Below are 17,888 nucleotides of genomic sequence, written 5' to 3'. Positions count from 1 at the left end.
TGGCGGGAAAAGGAAAGGGCAGAGACACATGGCGGAAGCGGGGGGCTCACTGACCGGCCTGGCAGGGTGGGCGGTCGACCTCATGGATTCACTCGGTGGCGTTGGTGCCGCCGTCATCGTCGGGCTGGACAACGTGTTCCCGCCCATCCCGAGCGAGCTGGTGCTGCCCCTGGCGGGCTTCACCGCCAGCCGGGGAACGTTCAGCCTCGGCGGCGCGCTGTTCTGGACCACACTCGGTTCGACACTGGGCGCGCTGGTGTTCTACTTCGCGGGCAGGCTGCTCGGCCGCGACCGCAGCAGGCGGCTGATCGCCAAGATCCCGCTGGTGACCACGAAGGACTTCGACCGGACCGAGGCCTGGTTCACCAAGCACGGGTCGAAGGCGGTGTTCTTCGGCCGGATGGTGCCGGTCTTCCGGTCGTTCATCTCGCTCCCGGCCGGGGTGGAACGGATGCCGCTGCCGAAGTTCCTGGTGCTCACCGCGGCCGGAAGCCTGATCTGGAACACGATCTTCGTCGTCGCAGGCTACCTGCTCGGCGAGAGCTGGCCGGTGGTCGAGGAGTACGCCGGGGTGTTCCAGAAGGTCGTCATCGGACTGGTCGTGCTGGCCCTGGCGCTGTTCGTCTTCCTGCGCCTGCGTCAGCGCAAGAAGGGGGAGCCGGACGACGACGAACCGACCCAGGTCCTTCCCGCCGTGCGGGCCCCGGCCGGCGCGGACGCGCCGACCGAGGTCCTTCCGCGAATCCGCGGGTCACGCCGCTGACGGCACCGGGGTGGCCGCCGGCGTGAGGGCCAGCTCCAGCACCTCACGCACGGTGGCCACCGGGTGCACGTCCAGCTCAGCCAGCACCTCGGCGGGTACATCGTCGAGGTCGGGCTCGTTGCGCTGCGGGATCACCACGGTGGTGATGCCCGCCCGGTGCGCGGCGAGCAGCTTCTGCTTCACTCCGCCGATCGGCAGGACCCGCCCGGTCAGTGACACCTCACCGGTCATCGCCACGTCGGCCCGCACCACCCGGCCGGACAGCAGCGACGCCAGCGCGGTGGTCATCGTGACCCCTGCCGACGGGCCGTCCTTCGGCACCGCGCCAGCGGGCACGTGGACGTGGATGCCGCGCTCCCTGAGGTCGCCGACCGGCAGCTCCAGCTCGGCACCACGGGAACGCAGGTAGGACAGCGCGATCTGCGCCGACTCCTTCATCACGTCACCCAGCTGACCGGTCAGCGTCAGCCCGGTGCCGCCGGACTCCTTGTCCGCCAGCGACGCCTCCACGTAGAGCACGTCGCCGCCCGCGCCGGTCACCGCCAGCCCGGTCGCCACGCCCGGCGTGGCCGTCCGCTGTGTCGACGCCGGGAGCGAGGACTCCGGCAGGTGCCTCGGCCGGCCCAGGTAGTCGTCGAGGTCGGCGGCGTCCACCGTCACCGGCAGCGTCACCTCGGACAGCGCGACCCTGGTCGCCACCTTCCGCAGCACCTTGGCGATGGTGCGGTTGGCGTTGCGGACCCCGGCCTCCCGGGTGTACTCGGCGGCGATCCGGCTCAGCGCGGCGTCGGTGAAGCTCACGTCGTCCGGCCCGAACCCGGCCCGCTCCAGCTCCCTCGGCAGCAGGTGGTCGCGGCCGATGACGACCTTCTCCTGCTCGGTGTAGCCGTCCAGCGTCACCAGCTCCATCCGGTCCAGCAGCGGCCCGGGAATGGTCTCCAGCGCGTTGGCCGTGGCCAGGAACACCACGTCGGACAGGTCCAGCTCCACCTCGAGGTAGTGGTCGCGGAACGTGTGGTTCTGCTCGGGGTCGAGGACCTCCAGCAGGGCGGCCGTCGGGTCGCCCCGGTAGTCGGCGCCGACCTTGTCGACCTCGTCCAGCAGCACCACCGGGTTCATCGACCCGGCCTCCTTGATCGCCCGCACGATCCGGCCGGGCAGCGCACCGACGTAGGTACGCCGGTGGCCGCGGATCTCCGCCTCGTCGCGGATACCGCCCAGCGCGACCCGGACGAACTCGCGTCCCATGGCCTTGGCGACGGACTCACCCAGCGACGTCTTGCCGACACCGGGCGGGCCGACCAGCGCCAGCACCGCACCGGAGTGCCTGCCGCCGACAACCGCGTCGCCCTGCGCGCGGCGGGCCCGCACGGCCAGGTACTCGATGATGCGTTCCTTGACGTCGGCCAGGCCGGCGTGATCGCCGTCGAGCACCTCGCGGGCCCCGGCGATGTCGTGCACGTCGGTCGTGGTGGTGTTCCACGGCATCTCCAGCACCGTGTCCAGCCAGGTGCGGATCCAGCCGCCCTCCGGCGACTGGTCGGAGGTGCGCTCCAGCTTGTCGACCTCGGCCAGCGCGGCCTTGCGGACGTGCTCGGGCAGGTCGGCGGCCTCGACGCGGGCGCGGTAGTCGTCATCGTCGGCGCTGCCGTCCAGCTCGCCGAGTTCCTTGCGGATGGCCTCCAGCTGGCGGCGCAGCAGGAACTCCTTCTGCTGCTTTTCCATGCCCTCGGCGACGTCCTTGCGGATGGTGTCGCTGACCTCCAGCTCGGCCAGGTGCTCCTTGCTCCAGGCCAGCGCCTTCTCCAGCCGGGCGGCGACGTCCAGCGTGGTCAGCAGCTCCAGCTTCTGTTCCAGCGACAGGTACGGGGCGTTGCCGGCCAGGTCGGCCACCGCCGACGGGTCCTCCACCTGCTGCACCGCGTCGATCAGCTGCCAGCCGCCCCGCTGCTGCAGCACGGACACGACGACCGATTTGTACTCGGCGGCCAGCGACCGGACGTTCTCGTCGGCGGGCGCCTCCTCGACCGGGTTCGCGGTCACCCAGCGGGCGGCGCCGGGGCCGTCCGCGGTCGCGCCGACCGTGGCGCGGCGGGTGCCGCGCAGCAGCACGGCCGTCCGCCCACCGGGCACTCTGCCGATCCGGTCGATCGTGGCGATCGTGCCCAGCTCGGCGTACTCGCCGTCGACCCTCGGCACGATGAGCACCCGCGCCTGGGAGGACAGCGACGACCGGATGCCGGGCAAGTTCGCGCTGGGAACGGCGGCCTGCGCGGACTCCACGGCCGCCCTGGTCTCGGTGTCGCCGAGGTCCAGCGGCACCACCATGCCGGGCAGCACCACGTCGTCGTCGAGCGGCAGGACCGGCAGGAGCAGTTGTTGGCTCATCAGTGCGCTCCTTCGTAGTTGAGTCTGCCTGGCTCAACTATCTGGAGCGTGGGTTTGTTTCCGCTGGCTGTTCGCTGTCAGCGAGCGCGGTTCACGGCCACGCCGCACCACGCGAACGGCCGCGCGTCGACCTCCGGGCCGGCCAGCTGCCGTTCCGGCCGCCAGTCCGGGATGTGCACGACGCCGGGTTCGAGGAGTTCCCAATCGCCGAACAGCTCGACGACCTCGTGGTGGTCGCGCAGCCAGACCGGGTTGCTGGTGTTGCGGTACTGCTCGGCGAAGTCCAGCACGCCGCGCCGCGCCTCGCCGGTCGTGCCGCCGACGGTCATGTGCGACAGGACCAGCCAGCTGCCCGGCACCAGACGGCCGCGGTAGGTACGCATGATCCCGTCGGCGTCGTCGTCGGGCCCGACGAAGTGCAGCACGGCCAGCATCAGCAGGCAGACCGGCTGGTCGAAGTCGATCAGCCTGCGGGTGGTCTCGTCGCGGAGCACGGCCTTCGGGTCGCGGATGTCGGCCTGCACGATCCCGGCCCAGTCGCCCGCCCCCTGCCGTTCCAGGAGCAGGGTGGCGTGGGCGACGGCGACCGGTTCGTAGTCGACGTAGACGACGGTCGCGTGCTCGTCGGCCGGCAGGTGCTCGCGGACCACCTCGTGGACGTTGCCGACCGTCGGCACGCCGGAGCCGAGGTCGATGAACTGCCGGATGCCCGCGTCCAGCGCGGCGCGGACGGCACGGCCGAGGAACTCGCGGTTGTGCCGCGAGCCCGGCCGCACGTGCGGCCAGCGCGCCTCGACTCTCTTGCCGAACTCCCGGTCGACGGCCCAGTTCTGGATGCCGCCGAGGAACCAGTCGTAGACCCTGGCCGCCGACGGTTTCTCGGTGTCGACGCCCTCCGGGGCCTCTGGCGCACTGGATTCGTCCGGGATGCTCACCCTTACGTTTCTAGCGGACAGCCGGGCGCCGGTACCAATAGGTCCACAGCGGCCGGTACCCCTGCGAGTACCAGAACGGCGTCGACCTGGGGTTGGCCAGCGCGTGGTGCAGCAGCGCGACGTCGACGCCCGCCTCGTCGAAGATCTGGTGCGTGTGCGCGGTCAGCGCGGTGCCGACGCCGGTACCGCGGGCCGCGGTCGACACGGCCATCGAGTTGATGTAGCCGACCTTGTCCGCCGCGACGTACGGGCGCGCCCAGTCCGAGCTGGGCGGCAGCTGCAGGGTGACCACGCCGAGCGGCTGGCCGTACACCTCGGCGATCCAGATCGACGGGTCCTCGCCGCGGATGTAGCCCTTGCTCATGCTGGCCACCATCTGCTCGCTGACCTCGCGCAGGTTCACCACGCCGAACTGCGAGTCGAACTCCAGCAGCTCCATCCCGAGCGCGGTGACGGTGGGCAGATCCTCCGGCCCGGCCGCGCGGACGTACACGCCGGGCGTCGGCCCGGAACCCGCGCCGAGCCGGTCGGCCGGGCGCACCGCGATGCCACGGATGGGGGCGAAGCCGTGTTCGAGCAGGGCGGCGGTGCCCGCCGTGTCCCGGCTGGGGCGCAGCACGACGGCCGCCGACTCCCGGTCACCGGGCTCGGCCCGCTCGGCCAGTTCGTCGTCCCACTGCGTGAGCAGGGCCGACAGTGCCGCGTCCGGCTGATCACCCGCGATACGCACAGCGAGCTGATACTCCCTGAGCGGGTGATAAATCGACCTGCTCTCCTGATCCGAGTGCTCGACCAACCCGGCGAGCCCGGCGGCATGGGAGCCGCCCGCGGCCGCGGTGAGCAGGATGCGGTCCTCCGACGGCTGCAGCGGCTGCATGGTCGGGATCAGCGGGTCCGCGTCGGCGACCCTGGCGGCGTGGGCTTCCGCGATCGTGTCCGGTTTCACACCCTTATTGAAGTCCCTGCTGTGGCAGTCGGGTGAACTGCCCCTTGTTCACCCGTGACAAGGGGGCAAAACGCGAATAACGTTCCGATCTCGCCGGCCTGCTCCACGCAGGTGGACGCGGTAACCCGCGTTGCTCACACTGGGGTGATCTCGTAATGGCTGGAAAGAGGCTGGAATACCCCCACCGGGGTACAGTGATGCCCTCATTCGCGTTGAAACCGGCGCTCCAGACTGTGCGGTGCGCCACACAGGCCGGAAGGAGGTTGCATGCCGGACGCAGGTAGCCGTACCGACGAGCACGGCCCTGACAGGCCCGCACCGGCGGCAGCCCACTCTCCCGCGGGACGCCCCGCGTTGCCCTCCGACGACACGCTCGTGGACGAACGGCGCTTCCGCGCCTACACCGCGACCGTCCTGACCGCCGGCATCGTCGCCGCGCTGGTCGTGTCGTTCTGGCTGCCCTTCGAGGGCTCGGCGCAACTGTGGTGGATCGCCCCCGTGCTGGCGTTGTCGTTCCTGCTCGCCGAGCAGCTCGGCGTCAACGTCGACGTCCGCAGCGGCATCTCGTGGACCATCTCGTTCACCGAGATCCCGCTGGTCATCGGCTTCTTCATCGCCCCGTTCGAGGTCGTGCTCGCCGCGCACCTCGTCGCGGGCGTCGGCACGCTGCTCGCCCGCAAGGTGCGGGGCAGGGTGCTGTACAACGCGGGTGCCTTCCTGCTGGAGATCACCGGCGCGTTCGCCGTCGCCGGCCTGGTCACGCACCTGATCGACGGTCAGCTCGGCTCGCACCTGCCCTGGCAGGCCGCGCTCGCGGGCACGCTCACCGCGCCGCTGGTCAGCACGCTGCTCGCGCTGGCGGCCGTGCGGGTGCTGCGCCGCCGGATGCGGATCAGCACCGCGTTGCGGCTGACCGGCCGCATCCTCGTCGTCGGGTTCGTCAACGCGTCGGTCGGCCTGTCCGGCTACCTGGTCATCGCCAACGTCGCCGAGGCGTGGCCGCTGGTGCTCGCCGTGTTCGTCGGCCTGACCGCGCTCTACTGGGCCTACTCCGACCTGCTGCGCGAGCAGCGGGACATGGAGGCGCTGTCCGACGTCAGCCTGATGGTGGCCCGGTCAGGGCAGCAGGCCGCGGCCCGTCCGGCGGGCCGGGCCGACGACTTCGGCCGCGGCGTCGACGTCGGCGAGTGGGGCACGATCGCCGAGCGGATCAAGGACCAGCTCTCCGCGGGCCGCGTGGTGCTGCGGCTGCGGCTGGACCCGACCGACGCCATGCGGGGCGTCGTCGCCGGTGAACCGCTGCCCGAGGAGAACCCCGCCGCCGACGACCCGCTGATCCGCCTGCCCGGCGCGCACGTCCGGCACTTCCGGCTCACCGAGGCCAACCCCGAGGTGCGGGCGGCGCTGCTGGAACGCGGTGCGCAGGAGGCGCTGGTCGTCCCGCTGCGCAGTGCGAACCAGCTGCTCGGCATCGTCGAGGCACACGACCGGCTGTCGCGCTGGCGCGGGTTCGGCAAGTCCGACGTCCAGCTGCTCGGCACGATGGCCAGCCACCTGGCGACCGCGCTGGACAACCGCAGGCTGCTCGCCACGCTGCGGCATGACGCGTACCACGACCCGCTCACCGGCCTGCTCAACCGGCCGGGCTTCCGGCAGGTCGCCAGGGAGCCGTTGCGGGAGCGGGTCAGCTCGGTGGTGCTGCGGATCGACCTGGACATCTTCTCCGCCGTCAGCGACGCGCTCGGCTACGCCTGGGCCGACCGGATGGTCATCGCCGCCAGCAGGCGGCTGCGCGACGAGCTGGGCGCCGACGTGCCGGTCGCCAGGCTGGAGGGCGCCTCGTTCGCCGCGCTGCTCGTCGACCGGACGCCCGAGCAGGCCCACGACGTGTCGGTCCGGCTGCGGACCGAGCTGTCCGCGCCGTACCCGGTCGACCGGCTGACCGTCGAGGCCAACGCCATGGTCGGCTACGCCGCGCCGACGCCGGAGGAACACGGCGAGCCGGTGGACGTCGACGCCCTGCTGCAGCGTGCCGACGTCGCCGTCCGCGCCACCAGAGGTGGCGAGGAGGTCCGTGGCTACGTGCCGAGCATGGGCCAGATCTTCATGCGCCGGTTCCAGATGGTCACCCAGTTCCGGCAGTCGCTGGAGGACGGCCAGGTCAGCGTCCACTACCAGCCGAAGGTGTCGCTGCCCAACCGGCAGGTGCAGGGCGTCGAGGCGCTGGTCCGCTGGGTGCACCCGGAGTTCGGCCGGATCGACCCGGACGAGTTCGTGCCCGCCGTCGAGGCGGCCGGTCTCATCGGCGCGCTGACGGAGTTCGTGCTGGAGGAGGCACTGCACCGGGTACGCAAGTGGCTCGACGACGGGCTGCGTATCTCGGTCGCGGTGAACCTGTCCGTGCGCAACCTGGCCGACGAGGAGTTCCCGCGCCGGGTGTCGCAGGCGCTGGAGCGCGTCGGCGTGCCGCCGGAGCTGCTGACGTTCGAGCTGACCGAGTCCGGCGTGATGTCCGACCCGCAGAAGGCCCTGCCGATCCTGCGGGAACTGCACGCGCTGGGCATCGTGCTGGCCGTCGACGACTTCGGCACCGGGTACTCGTCGCTGGCCTACCTGCGGCAGCTGCCGGTCGACCAGGTCAAGATCGACAAGAGCTTCGTGCTCGGCATGGGTACCGATCTCGGTGACCTGGCGGTGGTTCGCTCGATCGTGGAGCTTGGTCACTCGCTGGGGTTGACCGTGGTCGCCGAGGGTGTCGAGGAGGACGTGGCCCGCGACCAGCTGGAAGCCATGGGCTGCGACGTCGCCCAGGGCTATCTGATCTCGCGTCCGCTGTCGGAGGAGCGGCTGGAGGCGTGGCTGCAGGCCCGCACCGCCCGTACCCCCGGCCGGCACGCCGAGGCGGTGCTGACGCTGCTGACCTGAGGTTTCCCGCTTAGGGGACCCCGGGTTCGGCGGCGGATGGACCGTTGGGTAATCTCTTCGAGGCTCCAGTGAGCACGCCCCTTTAGCTCAGTCGGCAGAGCGTCTCCATGGTAAGGAGAAGGTCTACGGTTCGATTCCGTAAAGGGGCTCGGTGACTGAGCCGCGATGCGTATCATTCGTGTCGCGGCTTCGGTCGTGTCGGGCGGTGTAGCTCAGTCGGTAGAGCAAGCGGCTCATAATCGCTGTGTCGCCGGTTCAAGTCCGGCCACCGCTACGTGGGGCTCCGTGCCCCGAGACCCCGCCTGGTTGCTCACCCGGTGGGATGCTGTTGTGTAGAGAGAGGCAAGTGCTGTGGCTGCTACTGACGTGCGACCAAAGATCACGTTGGCGTGCGAAGAGTGCAAGCACCGCAACTACATCACCAGGAAGAACCGGCGCAACAACCCGGACCGCCTGGAGATGAAGAAGTTCTGCCCGAACTGCGGTACGCACCGGAACCACAAGGAAACCCGCTGAGCGCCTGAGTCCAGCGCGCTCGCGGTTCTCGCTAGACCACCAACAGGGCCGTCCCCTTCCCAGGGGGCGGCCCTGTTGTCGTCTCCACCCCCGCGCGAGTTCGACCTTCCCGCCCCCAGTGCGCGCCGTCTTTAGCCCGCTAAAGCCGCCTCCCGGGGGTACGCGGTGGCCGAGCGCACGGTACTCAGTCAATAACCAACAGGTACCTATCTTTGGTACTGAACCAACGAAAGTAGGTACCGCTAACGAGTGACGGGGGTCACGATCCGTGTACCGGTTGTTACCGGTGCCGGACACCGCCCCGTGCCCGGCCCGACCCACTGTGCCCCCTGCGTCCCGTGCCGCCCCCAGCCGTGCGGGTCGCCCCTGCCGAAAGTGAGTTGCCGGTTATGACGAAGACGACCACGCGGCGCGCCCCCGCCGCAGTCGCCATCCTCGCGGGTGCCACCGCCCTGTTCAGTGCGGGCTTCGCCGCGCCAGCCTCGGCCACGGTCGACGGCTACTCGACCGAGGTGCAGAACGCCGCGGTCGCCGCCATCACCTCGAGCGAGGGCATCAGCACCGCCGCCGCGCTCGACGTGCTGCGCGTGCAGGACGCCAGCGCCCGCACCCTCGCCCAGGTCGAGAACGCACTGGCCGGCCGCCATGCCGGTGGCTTCCTCGACGCCAAGGGCCTGCCCGTGGTGAACGTCCTCGACGCCGCCGGCGCGGCGCAGGCGCAGGCCGCGGGCGCCACCGCCAAGGTGGTCAAGCACTCGCTGGCCCAGCTCGACGCGGCCCGCGCCGTGCTGGAACCGCTCGGCGTCGCGCACACCACCATCGGCACCGACGAGAAGACCAACCAGATCGTCGTGACCGTGTCCGACGCGGCCACCGGCGCCGACGCGCTGGTCGCCAAGGCCGCGAGCCTCGGCGACGCCGTACGCGTCGAGCGCACCACCGGCCAGATGAGCAAGGCCATCTACAACGGCGAGGCCATCACCGGCGGCGGCACCCGCTGCTCGGCGGGCTTCAACGTGACCCGCGGCGGTCAGCTGCACATCCTCGACGCCGGCCACTGCACCCGCGCGGTGTCGCAGTGGAACGTCGGCCCGTCGGTGGGCGCCAGCTTCCCGACCAACGACTACGGCCTGATCCGCAACACGACCGGCAGCGGCCCGGGCGCGGTGACCCTGTGGAACGGCTCCACGCAGCGCATCAGCTCCGCCGCGGACGCCCGCGTCGGCCAGCAGATCTGCAAGAGCGGCAGCACCACCCGGCTGACCTGCGGCGTGGTCGAGGCCACCAACGTGACCGTGCGTTACCAGGAGGGCCCGGTCTACCAGACGGTCCAGACCAGTGCCTCGGTGAACCCCGGTGACTCCGGCGGCTGCCTGTTCTCCGGCAGCGTCGGCCTGGGCATCACCTCCGGCATGGGCGGCGGCAACTCCTACTTCCAGCCGGTCGTGGAGGCCATGAACGCCTACGGCGCCCAGCTCACCTGACCCCTTCGGGTGCCGCTGGCAGAGTGGCCCGTTCCCCGCAACGGCGCGGGGAACGGGCCATTCCCCTACGGGTAGCCTGCTGGCGTGCCTTTGGACCCCTCATTCGCCGGGCGGACCTACCCGCCCTCGGGAAGCTACGAAGTCAGCCGGGAGAAGATCGCCGAGTTCGCCGAGGCGATCGGCGACGAGAACCCGGTCTTCCGGGACCCCGAGGCCGCGCGGGCCGCGGGTCACCCGGACGTGATCGCGCCGCCCACGTTCCTGACGATCATCAACATCCCGTCGATCAACAAGATCGTGGCCGACCCCGAACTGGGGCTGGACTACTCGCGGATGGTCCACGGCGACCAGAGTTTCCGCTACAGCCGGCCCGTTCGCGCGGGTGACCGGCTCGAGCTGACCACTCACATCGAGGAGATCTTCGCCCGCGCCGGCAACGACTTCCTCAACGTGCGCGCCGAGATCACCACCGTCGAGGGCGAGCACGTCTGCACCACGCGTGCCCAGCTGGTCGTCCGAGGGGAGGACGCGTGAACATCGGTGACGAGCTGCCCGCCCGCGAGTACCGGGTCACCAGGGAACAGCTGATCCGCTACGCCGGTGCGTCGCTGGACTTCAACCCCATCCACTGGAACGAGCGGTTCGCCAAGGGTGTCGGGCTGCCCGACGTCATCGGCCACGGCATGCTCACCATGGCGCTGTCCGGGCGGCTGGTCACCGACTGGCTCGGCGACCCCGGCAGGCTGGTCGAGCTGAGCTGCCGGTTCACCCGGCCCGTGGTCGTCCCGGACGACGACGAGGGCGCCCTGGTCGAGCTCAGCGGCAAGGTCAGCAAGGTGCACGACGACGGCACCGCCACCGTGGCGATCACCGCGAAGTTCGACGGCCGGACAGTGCTGGGCAAGGCCGTCGCGGTGGTCCGTTAGCGGACGACCCTGAGCACGGCGTCCGCCGTGGCCTTCTGCCCCTTCGCGTTGGGGTGCAGTGCGGTCGCCGGGGACGCCGGGACCAGGCCCTCCACCCAGCGCTCGTTCGTCGGCGCGCACAGGTCGTGGCCCTTGCTCGGCCGTGCCGTGTCGACGAACCCGGCCTGGTTGGCCTTGGCCTGCTCGGACAGCGCGGTGTTGAACTTCGCCAGGCCCTCGCGCAGGTACGCGACATCGGGTGCGCCGACGGGCAGCGAGGGCCAGCAGCCGTCGCCGTCGGGCAGGATCGTCGGGTAACCGACCAGCACGACCCGCGCCTTCGGGGCCTTGGCGCGGATCTTGCGCAGCGACTCGCCCACCCGCTTCGCCGCTGTGTCGATCTTGGCGGCCAGCTGGTCCTTGCCGCCCGCGGTCAGCCGCTGCTTGCACGGCGACGCCTGCGCGGAGTCGGCGAGGCACTGGCCCGCCAGCCCGACGAAGCCCACGTCGTTGCCGCCGATGCCCACCGTGACCAGCGTCGTCTCGGCGTTGACCGCGTTCAGCTGCGGTGGGTTCACGCCGTCCCGCGTGCGTTGCTCGCCGGTGAGGCTGGCCGTGGTCGCGCCGCCGCAGCTGACGTCGACGAACTCCTTCGGCCTGAGCTCGGCGGCCACCAGGTGCGGGTAGTTCACCGCCGATCGCGCGCAGCCCGCCGGTTCGCCTGCCTGCGCGCCGGTCTTGGGCGCGGAGGTGTAGGAGTCGCCGAGCGCGACGTAGCGGCCGGTGCCGCCGCCGATCTGGGAGCCGGGCGGCGCGGGCGGCGTCTGCGAACTGCCGTCCAGCGACTTGTAGTAGGCGAATCCGAGCACGCCGAGCACCAGCACCACGAGCAGGCAGCCGGTCCCTCCGCTCTTGCTCGCCACGTCCTCCGTTCTACGCGACGAGTGGCCCGTTCGCCGTCGCCACACCGGGTGAACGTCACCCTCGGGACACCAGCTCCCACAGCTCACCGGCCAGATCCTCGGCGTGCGCCACGCTGTCGGCGACGAAGTGCGGGTCGACGAACACCTCCGTCCAGCCGGCCTCGGCGGCGGCGAGCACCTGGGGCGCGACGTCGGCGGCGGTGCCCGTCCGCGGGTTGAGCCGCAGGACCCGCCGCAGCGTGTCCGGGTCCCGGCCAGCCTGCTCGGCGGTGGCGCGGATGGTCTCCCACTGCTTCGCCAGGACGTCCAGCGGCAGCCCGCCGGGCAACCAGCCCTGTGCCCGCCGGGCAACTCGCGTGATCGCCGCGGGCGAATGGCCCGCCAGCAGCACCGGCGGATGGGGACGCTGCGCCGGGCGCAGGTCGACGACGGCCTCCGGGATCGTCCAGTTCTCGCCGGTGTGCACGACCGGGTCCCCGGTCCAGAACGCGGTCAGGGCGTCGAGAAGCTCGTCCAGCCGCCTACCACGCTTCGCCCACGGCACGCCCGCGGCCGTGTACTCGTCACGCAGCCAGCCGATGCCGAGCCCGACGTCGAGCCGTCCGCCGCTGAGCAGGTCGAGCGAGGTCAGCGTCCTGGCCAGCAGCACCGGGGTGTGCAGGGTGCCGATCAACGCGCTGCTGCCCAGCCGGATGCGGCTCGTCGCGGTCGCGGCGACGGTCAGCGCCAGCAGCGGGTCGAGATAGCGGGTGAACTGCGGTGGATACGGCTGTTCCGGCGTCCCGCGCGGGTACAGGTCGCTGGGGCGGACCGGCGTCAGCACGCGGTCGCCGACCCACAGCGACTCGTAGCCGAGCCGCTCGGCGGCCGCGGCGAACGGGGCGATCCGGTCAGGTTCGGCGAGCGGACCGTAGTGTGGAAGTCCCAGACCGATGCGAACGGCACTCGACATGCCCGAATCGTGTCACGAACGGGCCGTTCGCCGAGGTGAAATCGTGGTTCGAGGGGCGCGGTTGCACGGCCGGGTACGGCTTGCCGTAGACTTCCGAACTTGGAACGCACGAACCTGGTCCCCGCTGGGAACGCGGGGAGGGTGAAGGGCGTCCCGCGGGCGGCTTGCCGCTCGAAGGGGTGTAGCTCAATTGGCAGAGCAGCGGTCTCCAAAACCGCAGGTTGCAGGTTCAAGTCCTGTCACCCCTGCGCAGCTGAACCGGCTGAGGCAGACGACCGGAGGAGTGGTTCGTGAGCGAGGACGGCGAGAAGGACCAGGAGAAGGCGCCGAAGCGCCCTTCCCGCCCGGTCACCGCCGCGGCTCGGCGTGAGCGCCGCGCCTCCACCCGGCCTGCCGGCAAAGCCGGGGCGGCCAAGCCGGACGAGGACAACGACAAGACCCGGCCCGCGGGCAAGGCGAAGTCCGAGGCGGAGAAGTCCGACTCGAAGGCCAAGCCGACCCCGAAGCGGGACACCAAGACCAAGCAGGCCTCGGTGTTCAAGCGGCTCAGCCGCTTCATCCGCGAGGTGTGGGCGGAGCTGCGGAAGGTCATCTGGCCGACCCGCAAGCAGATGGTCACCTACACCGCGGTGGTGCTGGTCTTCGTTGCCTTCATGGTGGCGCTGGTCTTCGGACTGGACTTCGCCTTCGGCAAGGCCGTGGGTGCCGTATTCGGTAGCTGAGCGAACCGCGCGCTGCCGGTGATCGTCACCGCGGCTGCGCCGGGCGTGCCCGGATACGACACATGATCGACGAGAGGACGGAACGTGACCTCCGACAACGGCACGGAGAACGGTCAGGACCTGACCGCTCTCTCTGACGCGCAGGTGCTTGAGGCCGCTGAGAACGACGACGCCGAGCACACCGCGCCGGTCGAGGTGCCGGACACCGACGACACCGTCGCGCCGGAGGAGCCAGCCGCCCAGCCCGAATCCGACGACGACGACCCCGTCGCCAAGCTGCGTGCCGAGCTGTCGGCCGCGCCCGGCGAGTGGTACGTGGTGCACTCCTACGCCGGGTACGAGAACAAGGTGAAGACCAACCTCGAGACCCGGACCCAGACGCTGGACGTCGAGGACTACATCTTCCAGATCGAGGTGCCCACCGAAGAGGTCACCGAGATCAAGAACGGCCAGCGCAAGCAGGTGCAGCGCAAGGTGCTGCCCGGCTACATCCTGGTCCGGATGGACCTCAACGACGCGTCGTGGAGCGCGGTGCGCAACACGCCCGGCGTCACCGGGTTCGTCGGCGCGACCTCGCGTCCGTCGCCGCTGACCATCGACGACGTGCTGAAGTTCCTCGCGCCACAGGTCGAGAAGGCCGCTCCGGCCAAGGCCAAGGGCGAGACCGCCGCGGCCGAGGCCGCGCTGGGGGCGCCCGCGGTCGAGGTCGACTTCGAGGTCGGCGAGTCGGTCACCGTCATGGACGGCCCGTTCGCCACGCTGCCCGCCACGATCAGCGAGGTCAACGCGGACGGGCAGAAGCTGAAGGTCCTGGTGTCGATCTTCGGCCGGGAAACGCCGGTCGAGCTGTCGTTCAACCAGGTCTCCAAGATCTGACGGCCGGGAATTCGGCCGGCAGTCCCCGCGTTGCTGGCAGGCGCGTGGGGGACGTATCAGTTGAACAGGAACAAGAATGCCACCCAAGAAGAAGAAGCTTGCAGCGATCATCAAGCTGCAGATCCAGGCGGGTGCGGCCAACCCGGCTCCGCCGGTCGGCCCGGCGCTGGGTCAGCACGGCGTGAACATCATGGAGTTCTGCAAGGCCTACAACGCCGCCACCGAGTCGCAGCGCGGCAACGTGGTGCCGGTCGAGATCTCCGTGTACGAGGACCGTTCGTTCGACTTCAAGCTCAAGACCCCGCCGGCGGCGAAGCTGCTGCTGAAGGCCGCGGGTGTGGAGAAGGGCTCCGGCGAGCCGCACAAGACCAAGGTCGCCAAGGTGACCATGGCGCAGGTGCGCGAGATCGCCGAGACGAAGAAGAGCGACCTCAACGCCCGTGACATCGACCAGGCCGCGAAGATCATCGCCGGTACCGCCCGGTCGATGGGCATCACGGTCGAGGGCTGACACACACTCGCAATTCGTGGGAGGGGCCGCGCTGGCCCGCACCACAACTCTGAACACCCAGAAGGAACAGAGCATGACCAAGCGCAGCAAGGCCTACCGTCAGGCCTCCGAGCTCGTGGACAAGACGCGGCTGTACGCGCCGCTGGAGGCCGCGAAGCTCGCCAAGGAAACTTCCAAGGTCAAGATGGACGCCACCGTCGAGGTCGCCATGCGGCTCGGCGTTGACCCCCGCAAGGCCGACCAGATGGTCCGCGGCACCGTGAACCTGCCGCACGGAACCGGTAAGACCGCCCGCGTCATCGTGTTCGCCGTTGGTGACAAGGCCGCCGAGGCCGAAGCCGCCGGTGCCGACGCGGTCGGTTCGGAGGAGTTGATCGAGCGCATCCAGGGTGGCTGGCTCGACTTCGACGCCGCGATCGCCACTCCGGACCAGATGGCAAAGGTCGGGCGGATCGCCCGCATCCTGGGCCCGCGTGGCCTGATGCCGAACCCGAAGACCGGCACCGTGACGCCTGCCGTGGCCAAGGCCGTCGCCGACATCAAGGGCGGGAAGATCAACTTCCGCGTCGACAAGCAGGCCAACCTGCACATGGTGATCGGCAAGGCCTCGTTCGACACCGACAAGCTGGTGGAGAACTACGCCGCCGCGCTGGACGAGGTGCTGCGGGTCAAGCCGTCGTCGGCGAAGGGCCGCTACCTGAAGAAGGTCACCTTCAGCACGACGATGGGCCCGGGCATCCCGGTCGACCCGGCCCGGACGCGCAACCTGCTCAGCGAGGACGCCTCCTGAGCGAGTAAGCCTCACTGAGGGCGAGGGCGGTCCCGCGGTTCGCGCGGGGCCGCCCTCTTTTTGCGCGCTCAGAGCAGGCCGGTCAGCTTGGCGTCGAGCTGGTCGGCGAGTTTGGTCATGATCCGTGCGTAGCTGGCGTAGCTCAGCGGCGCGACGGCGTCCCACTCGACGAAGCGATCGGCCTTGGCCGCGGGCATGGCCGCGAACACCGGGTTGGCCTTGAGCTGGTCCGGCGGCAGCGAGGCGGGCCGGGTGTCCCACATCAGCACGTCACCCTGGTAGCGGTCGGCCTGCTCCCAGGCCAGCCGTTCGAAGTAGCCGCCGCCCGCGGTGTCCGGCTTGTCCGGCGTGCGGATCGGCAGGCCGAGGCCCTGGACGTAGTAGGCGAGGTCGGGGTTGCGGGCGGGAACGACTACGAAGTACTCGCCCTGCACGCCCCCGACGGCGAGGATGCTGCGGTTGGCCGCGCGCATGCGGTCACCGATGGTCCGCAGGCGCTGCGCGGCCGCCTCGAAGGCCCGCTGGTCGGCGCGGACGCGTTCGGAGTCGACGTCGCCGCCGAGGCGGCGGGCCAGCTCGGCGTACCTGCCGATGGTGGCGGGGAGGTCGGCGCCGGACTGCTGGATGCCGACGGTGGGCGCGAACTGCTTGGCCTTCTCCTCCTGGTCCTCCAGCAGGTGCCACAGGCCGGGGAACTCGGCGTACTTGCCGCTGACCAGCAGGTCCGGGTCGAGGCTGCCGAGCCGTTCCAGGTTGAGCGTGCCGTACTCGGGGCCGGTGACGTCGGTGACCTCGGCCGGTACGAGGCTGCCCGCCTCGGGCTCGACCGTCCCGTTCGAGCGGGTGAGCGGGCCGAACGTCCCGGTGACGCGGACGCCGAAGTCCTTGAGCGCGGCCGCGGCCGAGACCTGGGCGACGATGCGTTTCGGCGTCTCGGGGGCGGTCACGGTGATGCCGCGGCCGTCGGTGAACGTCCAGCCGGTGCCGGCGGCCTGGTCGTCGCCGGAACCACAGGCGGCCAGGGGGGCGAGCAGCAGGATGCCCGCTGCCAGTGCGAATGAACGCACGGGTTACCACCTCCATGATCAGGTGAGGCAACCCTAAGTGGCGGCTGTCAGCGGGTGGGGGTGGTGCCCGTCTGCTGTGGCGGTGCACACGGCGGCTCGGGGGCGTGGTCGACGATCAGCCACTGGCCCTTCTCGACCTTGCGCACCGTGAACAGGCCGAGCGCCGGGCCGTTGCGGATGCCGCCGGTGATGTTGTCCCGGCAGGAGCTGATCTTCAGTTCGTCGCCAGGAACCGGGGTGGAGCGGAAGGACGGCATCGACTCGGCGTACCGGGTGGCGTGGGTGACCTGGGCGTGCAGTGCGATCACCGCGGCCCGGCAGTCGGGGAAGCCCATGTTCTGCGCGAACTTCTGCTGGATGGGTTCGTCGAACCGGCCGCAGGCCTGCGCGACCAGCGGTTCCTTGTTGCGCGGGTCCTCCTGCGCGATCGCGTCGTACACCGAGCGGACGGCCTCGAACGGAGACGTCGAGAGGATCTTGTTGGTGTGGTAGGTCCCGCCGCCGCCCTGGGTGCCGGTGGGGCCGGTGTCCTGGTCGGCGAAGAAATAGTTCCACGCGAGGCGGCCCGCGATCACCAGCACGATCAGCAGGAGCAGCCAGCCGAGCAGCTTGCCGAGAATCCAGCGGGCCCACCGGGGGAGGCGGCGCTTGGGTGGCTGCGAGCCCGGGGGCAGTTCGGGTGGGCCCGCCTGCTGGAACCGCTCGGGCGGGGGAGGTGGCGGCGGTGCGGCGGGTGGCTGGGCCTGCTGATAGGGCACGACCCCGCCGCCCTGTTGCTGCTGCGCCTCCTGGTAGCGGAGGAAGTCCTGGAACTGCTGAAACTGCTGGAACTGGCGCACCTGCTCGGGATCCAGCCGCGGGCCCGCCGGTTCCTGCTCGTCTCGCCGTTGCTCAGCCACGCCCACCATGATGCCGGTCCGTGCCCGTCCCGTCGCCGACCGGATCGGCTTTAGCCCGCTAAAGACGCTTCGGTGGGGGTGGGGACGGGGTGCGCGCAGCGTCACGTATGCTGGTCTGCGGTTCTACCGAAGACCGCTGGTCTTCTCCTGGTCGAAAGGCCGGGGGAACGAAGGTCCCGTTGACGGCGGGCGGCCCGCGCAGGAGGAACGAGGAACGATGTCGCACGCTCACGCGTGCGCGCCGACGCCCCGCGCCTGCTGCGCCGGGGCGTTTTGTCGTTCGGGG

General features: G+C 70.6%; 17 protein-coding genes and 3 tRNA genes. 13 read left to right on the top strand and 7 right to left on the bottom strand.

Annotated elements, in window-relative coordinates:
* Positions 1-28 precede the first annotated feature (28 nt).
* Positions 29-763 (top strand): DedA family protein, encoded by a 735-nt coding sequence (locus tag EWH70_RS09415; RefSeq protein ID WP_130474910.1) that lies wholly within the window; start codon positions 29-31, stop codon positions 761-763.
* Here EWH70_RS09415 and lon read toward each other — a convergent pair.
* From lon to EWH70_RS09400, 3 genes are all read right to left on the bottom strand, one after another.
* A complete protein-coding gene (lon, locus tag EWH70_RS09410; protein ID WP_130474909.1) occupies positions 752-3,151 on the bottom strand; it encodes an endopeptidase La in 2,400 nt (799 codons plus the stop codon). The two genes, EWH70_RS09415 and lon, sit on opposite strands and share 12 nt — an antisense overlap.
* Positions 3,152-3,228: 77 nt before the next feature.
* The gene (locus EWH70_RS09405; RefSeq protein ID WP_240686890.1) at positions 3,229-4,086 is read right to left on the bottom strand and encodes an SAM-dependent methyltransferase; all 858 of its coding nucleotides are present in this window, start codon (positions 4,084-4,086) and stop codon (positions 3,229-3,231) included.
* 10 nt (positions 4,087-4,096) lie between these two features.
* Positions 4,097-5,032, bottom strand: a complete 936-nt coding sequence (locus EWH70_RS09400) for a GNAT family N-acetyltransferase (RefSeq protein WP_165436212.1) — start codon at positions 5,030-5,032, stop codon at positions 4,097-4,099.
* A gap of 267 nt (positions 5,033-5,299) precedes the next feature.
* Here EWH70_RS09400 and EWH70_RS09395 point away from each other — a divergent pair, with 267 nt between their 5' ends.
* The 7 genes from EWH70_RS09395 (at position 5,300) to EWH70_RS09365 (ending at position 10,883) form a co-directional block, all read left to right on the top strand.
* Positions 5,300-7,957, top strand: coding sequence for a putative bifunctional diguanylate cyclase/phosphodiesterase (locus EWH70_RS09395; RefSeq protein WP_130474908.1), 2,658 nt, complete (start codon positions 5,300-5,302; stop codon positions 7,955-7,957).
* Between the two features lie 76 nt (positions 7,958-8,033).
* Positions 8,034-8,106, top strand: a tRNA-Thr gene (locus EWH70_RS09390).
* Between the two features lie 52 nt (positions 8,107-8,158).
* Positions 8,159-8,231: transfer RNA gene (locus EWH70_RS09385), tRNA-Met, on the top strand.
* Positions 8,232-8,308: 77 nt separating this feature from the next.
* The gene (rpmG, locus tag EWH70_RS09380) at positions 8,309-8,473 is read left to right on the top strand and encodes a 50S ribosomal protein L33 (RefSeq protein ID WP_130474907.1); all 165 of its coding nucleotides are present in this window, start codon (positions 8,309-8,311) and stop codon (positions 8,471-8,473) included.
* Between the two features lie 389 nt (positions 8,474-8,862).
* Positions 8,863-9,957, top strand: a complete 1,095-nt coding sequence (locus EWH70_RS09375) for a S1 family peptidase (RefSeq protein WP_130474906.1) — start codon at positions 8,863-8,865, stop codon at positions 9,955-9,957.
* Positions 9,958-10,041: 84 nt separating this feature from the next.
* The gene (locus EWH70_RS09370; RefSeq protein ID WP_130474905.1) at positions 10,042-10,491 is read left to right on the top strand and encodes a MaoC family dehydratase N-terminal domain-containing protein; all 450 of its coding nucleotides are present in this window, start codon (positions 10,042-10,044) and stop codon (positions 10,489-10,491) included.
* Positions 10,488-10,883: a MaoC family dehydratase gene (locus tag EWH70_RS09365; protein WP_130474904.1), complete on the top strand. Its 396-nt coding sequence runs from the start codon at positions 10,488-10,490 to the stop codon at positions 10,881-10,883. Before EWH70_RS09370 ends, EWH70_RS09365 begins: the two co-directional genes overlap by 4 nt.
* On the opposite strand, the gene EWH70_RS09360 is transcribed toward EWH70_RS09365, so the two are convergent.
* Positions 10,880-11,785, bottom strand: a complete 906-nt coding sequence (locus tag EWH70_RS09360) for an SGNH/GDSL hydrolase family protein (protein WP_130474903.1) — start codon at positions 11,783-11,785, stop codon at positions 10,880-10,882. The genes EWH70_RS09365 and EWH70_RS09360 overlap by 4 nt on opposite strands.
* Before the next feature lie 55 nt (positions 11,786-11,840).
* Positions 11,841-12,737, bottom strand: coding sequence for an LLM class F420-dependent oxidoreductase (locus EWH70_RS09355; RefSeq protein WP_130474902.1), 897 nt, complete (start codon positions 12,735-12,737; stop codon positions 11,841-11,843).
* Positions 12,738-12,912: 175 nt separating this feature from the next.
* On the opposite strand from EWH70_RS09355, the gene EWH70_RS09350 reads away from it, so the two are divergent.
* The 5 genes from EWH70_RS09350 (at position 12,913) to rplA (ending at position 15,636) form a co-directional block, all read left to right on the top strand.
* Positions 12,913-12,985, top strand: a tRNA-Trp gene (locus EWH70_RS09350).
* Between the two features lie 42 nt (positions 12,986-13,027).
* Positions 13,028-13,459 (top strand): preprotein translocase subunit SecE, encoded by a 432-nt coding sequence (gene secE, locus EWH70_RS09345; RefSeq protein ID WP_130474901.1) that lies wholly within the window; start codon positions 13,028-13,030, stop codon positions 13,457-13,459.
* Between the two features lie 84 nt (positions 13,460-13,543).
* Entirely contained in the window at positions 13,544-14,335 is a 792-nt protein-coding gene (gene nusG / locus EWH70_RS09340; protein WP_130474900.1) for a transcription termination/antitermination protein NusG, read from the top strand.
* Positions 14,336-14,411: 76 nt separating this feature from the next.
* A complete protein-coding gene (rplK, locus tag EWH70_RS09335; protein ID WP_130474899.1) occupies positions 14,412-14,846 on the top strand; it encodes a 50S ribosomal protein L11 in 435 nt (144 codons plus the stop codon).
* A gap of 73 nt (positions 14,847-14,919) precedes the next feature.
* On the top strand, positions 14,920-15,636 hold the full coding sequence (gene rplA / locus EWH70_RS09330; protein ID WP_130474898.1) for a 50S ribosomal protein L1: 717 nt from the start codon (positions 14,920-14,922) through the stop codon (positions 15,634-15,636).
* A gap of 68 nt (positions 15,637-15,704) precedes the next feature.
* Here the strand turns inward: rplA and EWH70_RS09325 are convergent, their stop codons facing one another.
* The gene (locus tag EWH70_RS09325; RefSeq protein ID WP_130474897.1) at positions 15,705-16,703 is read right to left on the bottom strand and encodes an ABC transporter substrate-binding protein; all 999 of its coding nucleotides are present in this window, start codon (positions 16,701-16,703) and stop codon (positions 15,705-15,707) included.
* Between the two features lie 47 nt (positions 16,704-16,750).
* On the bottom strand, positions 16,751-17,611 hold the full coding sequence (locus tag EWH70_RS09320; protein ID WP_420809045.1) for a hypothetical protein: 861 nt from the start codon (positions 17,609-17,611) through the stop codon (positions 16,751-16,753).
* Positions 17,612-17,888: the final 277 nt, after the last annotated feature.

The sequence above is a fragment of the Amycolatopsis suaedae genome, assembly GCF_004214935.1.
Lineage (GTDB): Bacteria > Actinomycetota > Actinomycetes > Mycobacteriales > Pseudonocardiaceae > Amycolatopsis > Amycolatopsis suaedae.
This window is presented reverse-complemented; position numbering and strand designations above follow the sequence as displayed.

Excerpts from the sequence above, each read along its gene's own strand:
- EWH70_RS09320 (WP_420809045.1), bottom strand. The coding sequence starts at position 17,611 with ATGGTGGGCGTGGCTGAGCAACGGCGAGACGAGCAGGAACCGGCGGGC.
- EWH70_RS09415 (WP_130474910.1), top strand. The coding sequence starts at position 29 with ATGGCGGAAGCGGGGGGCTCACTGACCGGCCTGGCAGGGTGGGCGGTC.
- EWH70_RS09395 (WP_130474908.1), top strand. The coding sequence starts at position 5,300 with ATGCCGGACGCAGGTAGCCGTACCGACGAGCACGGCCCTGACAGGCCC.
- rplA (WP_130474898.1), top strand. The coding sequence starts at position 14,920 with ATGACCAAGCGCAGCAAGGCCTACCGTCAGGCCTCCGAGCTCGTGGAC.
- rplK (WP_130474899.1), top strand. The coding sequence starts at position 14,412 with ATGCCACCCAAGAAGAAGAAGCTTGCAGCGATCATCAAGCTGCAGATC.
- EWH70_RS09375 (WP_130474906.1), top strand. The coding sequence starts at position 8,863 with ATGACGAAGACGACCACGCGGCGCGCCCCCGCCGCAGTCGCCATCCTC.
- EWH70_RS09355 (WP_130474902.1), bottom strand. The coding sequence starts at position 12,737 with ATGTCGAGTGCCGTTCGCATCGGTCTGGGACTTCCACACTACGGTCCG.
- lon (WP_130474909.1), bottom strand. The coding sequence starts at position 3,151 with ATGAGCCAACAACTGCTCCTGCCGGTCCTGCCGCTCGACGACGACGTG.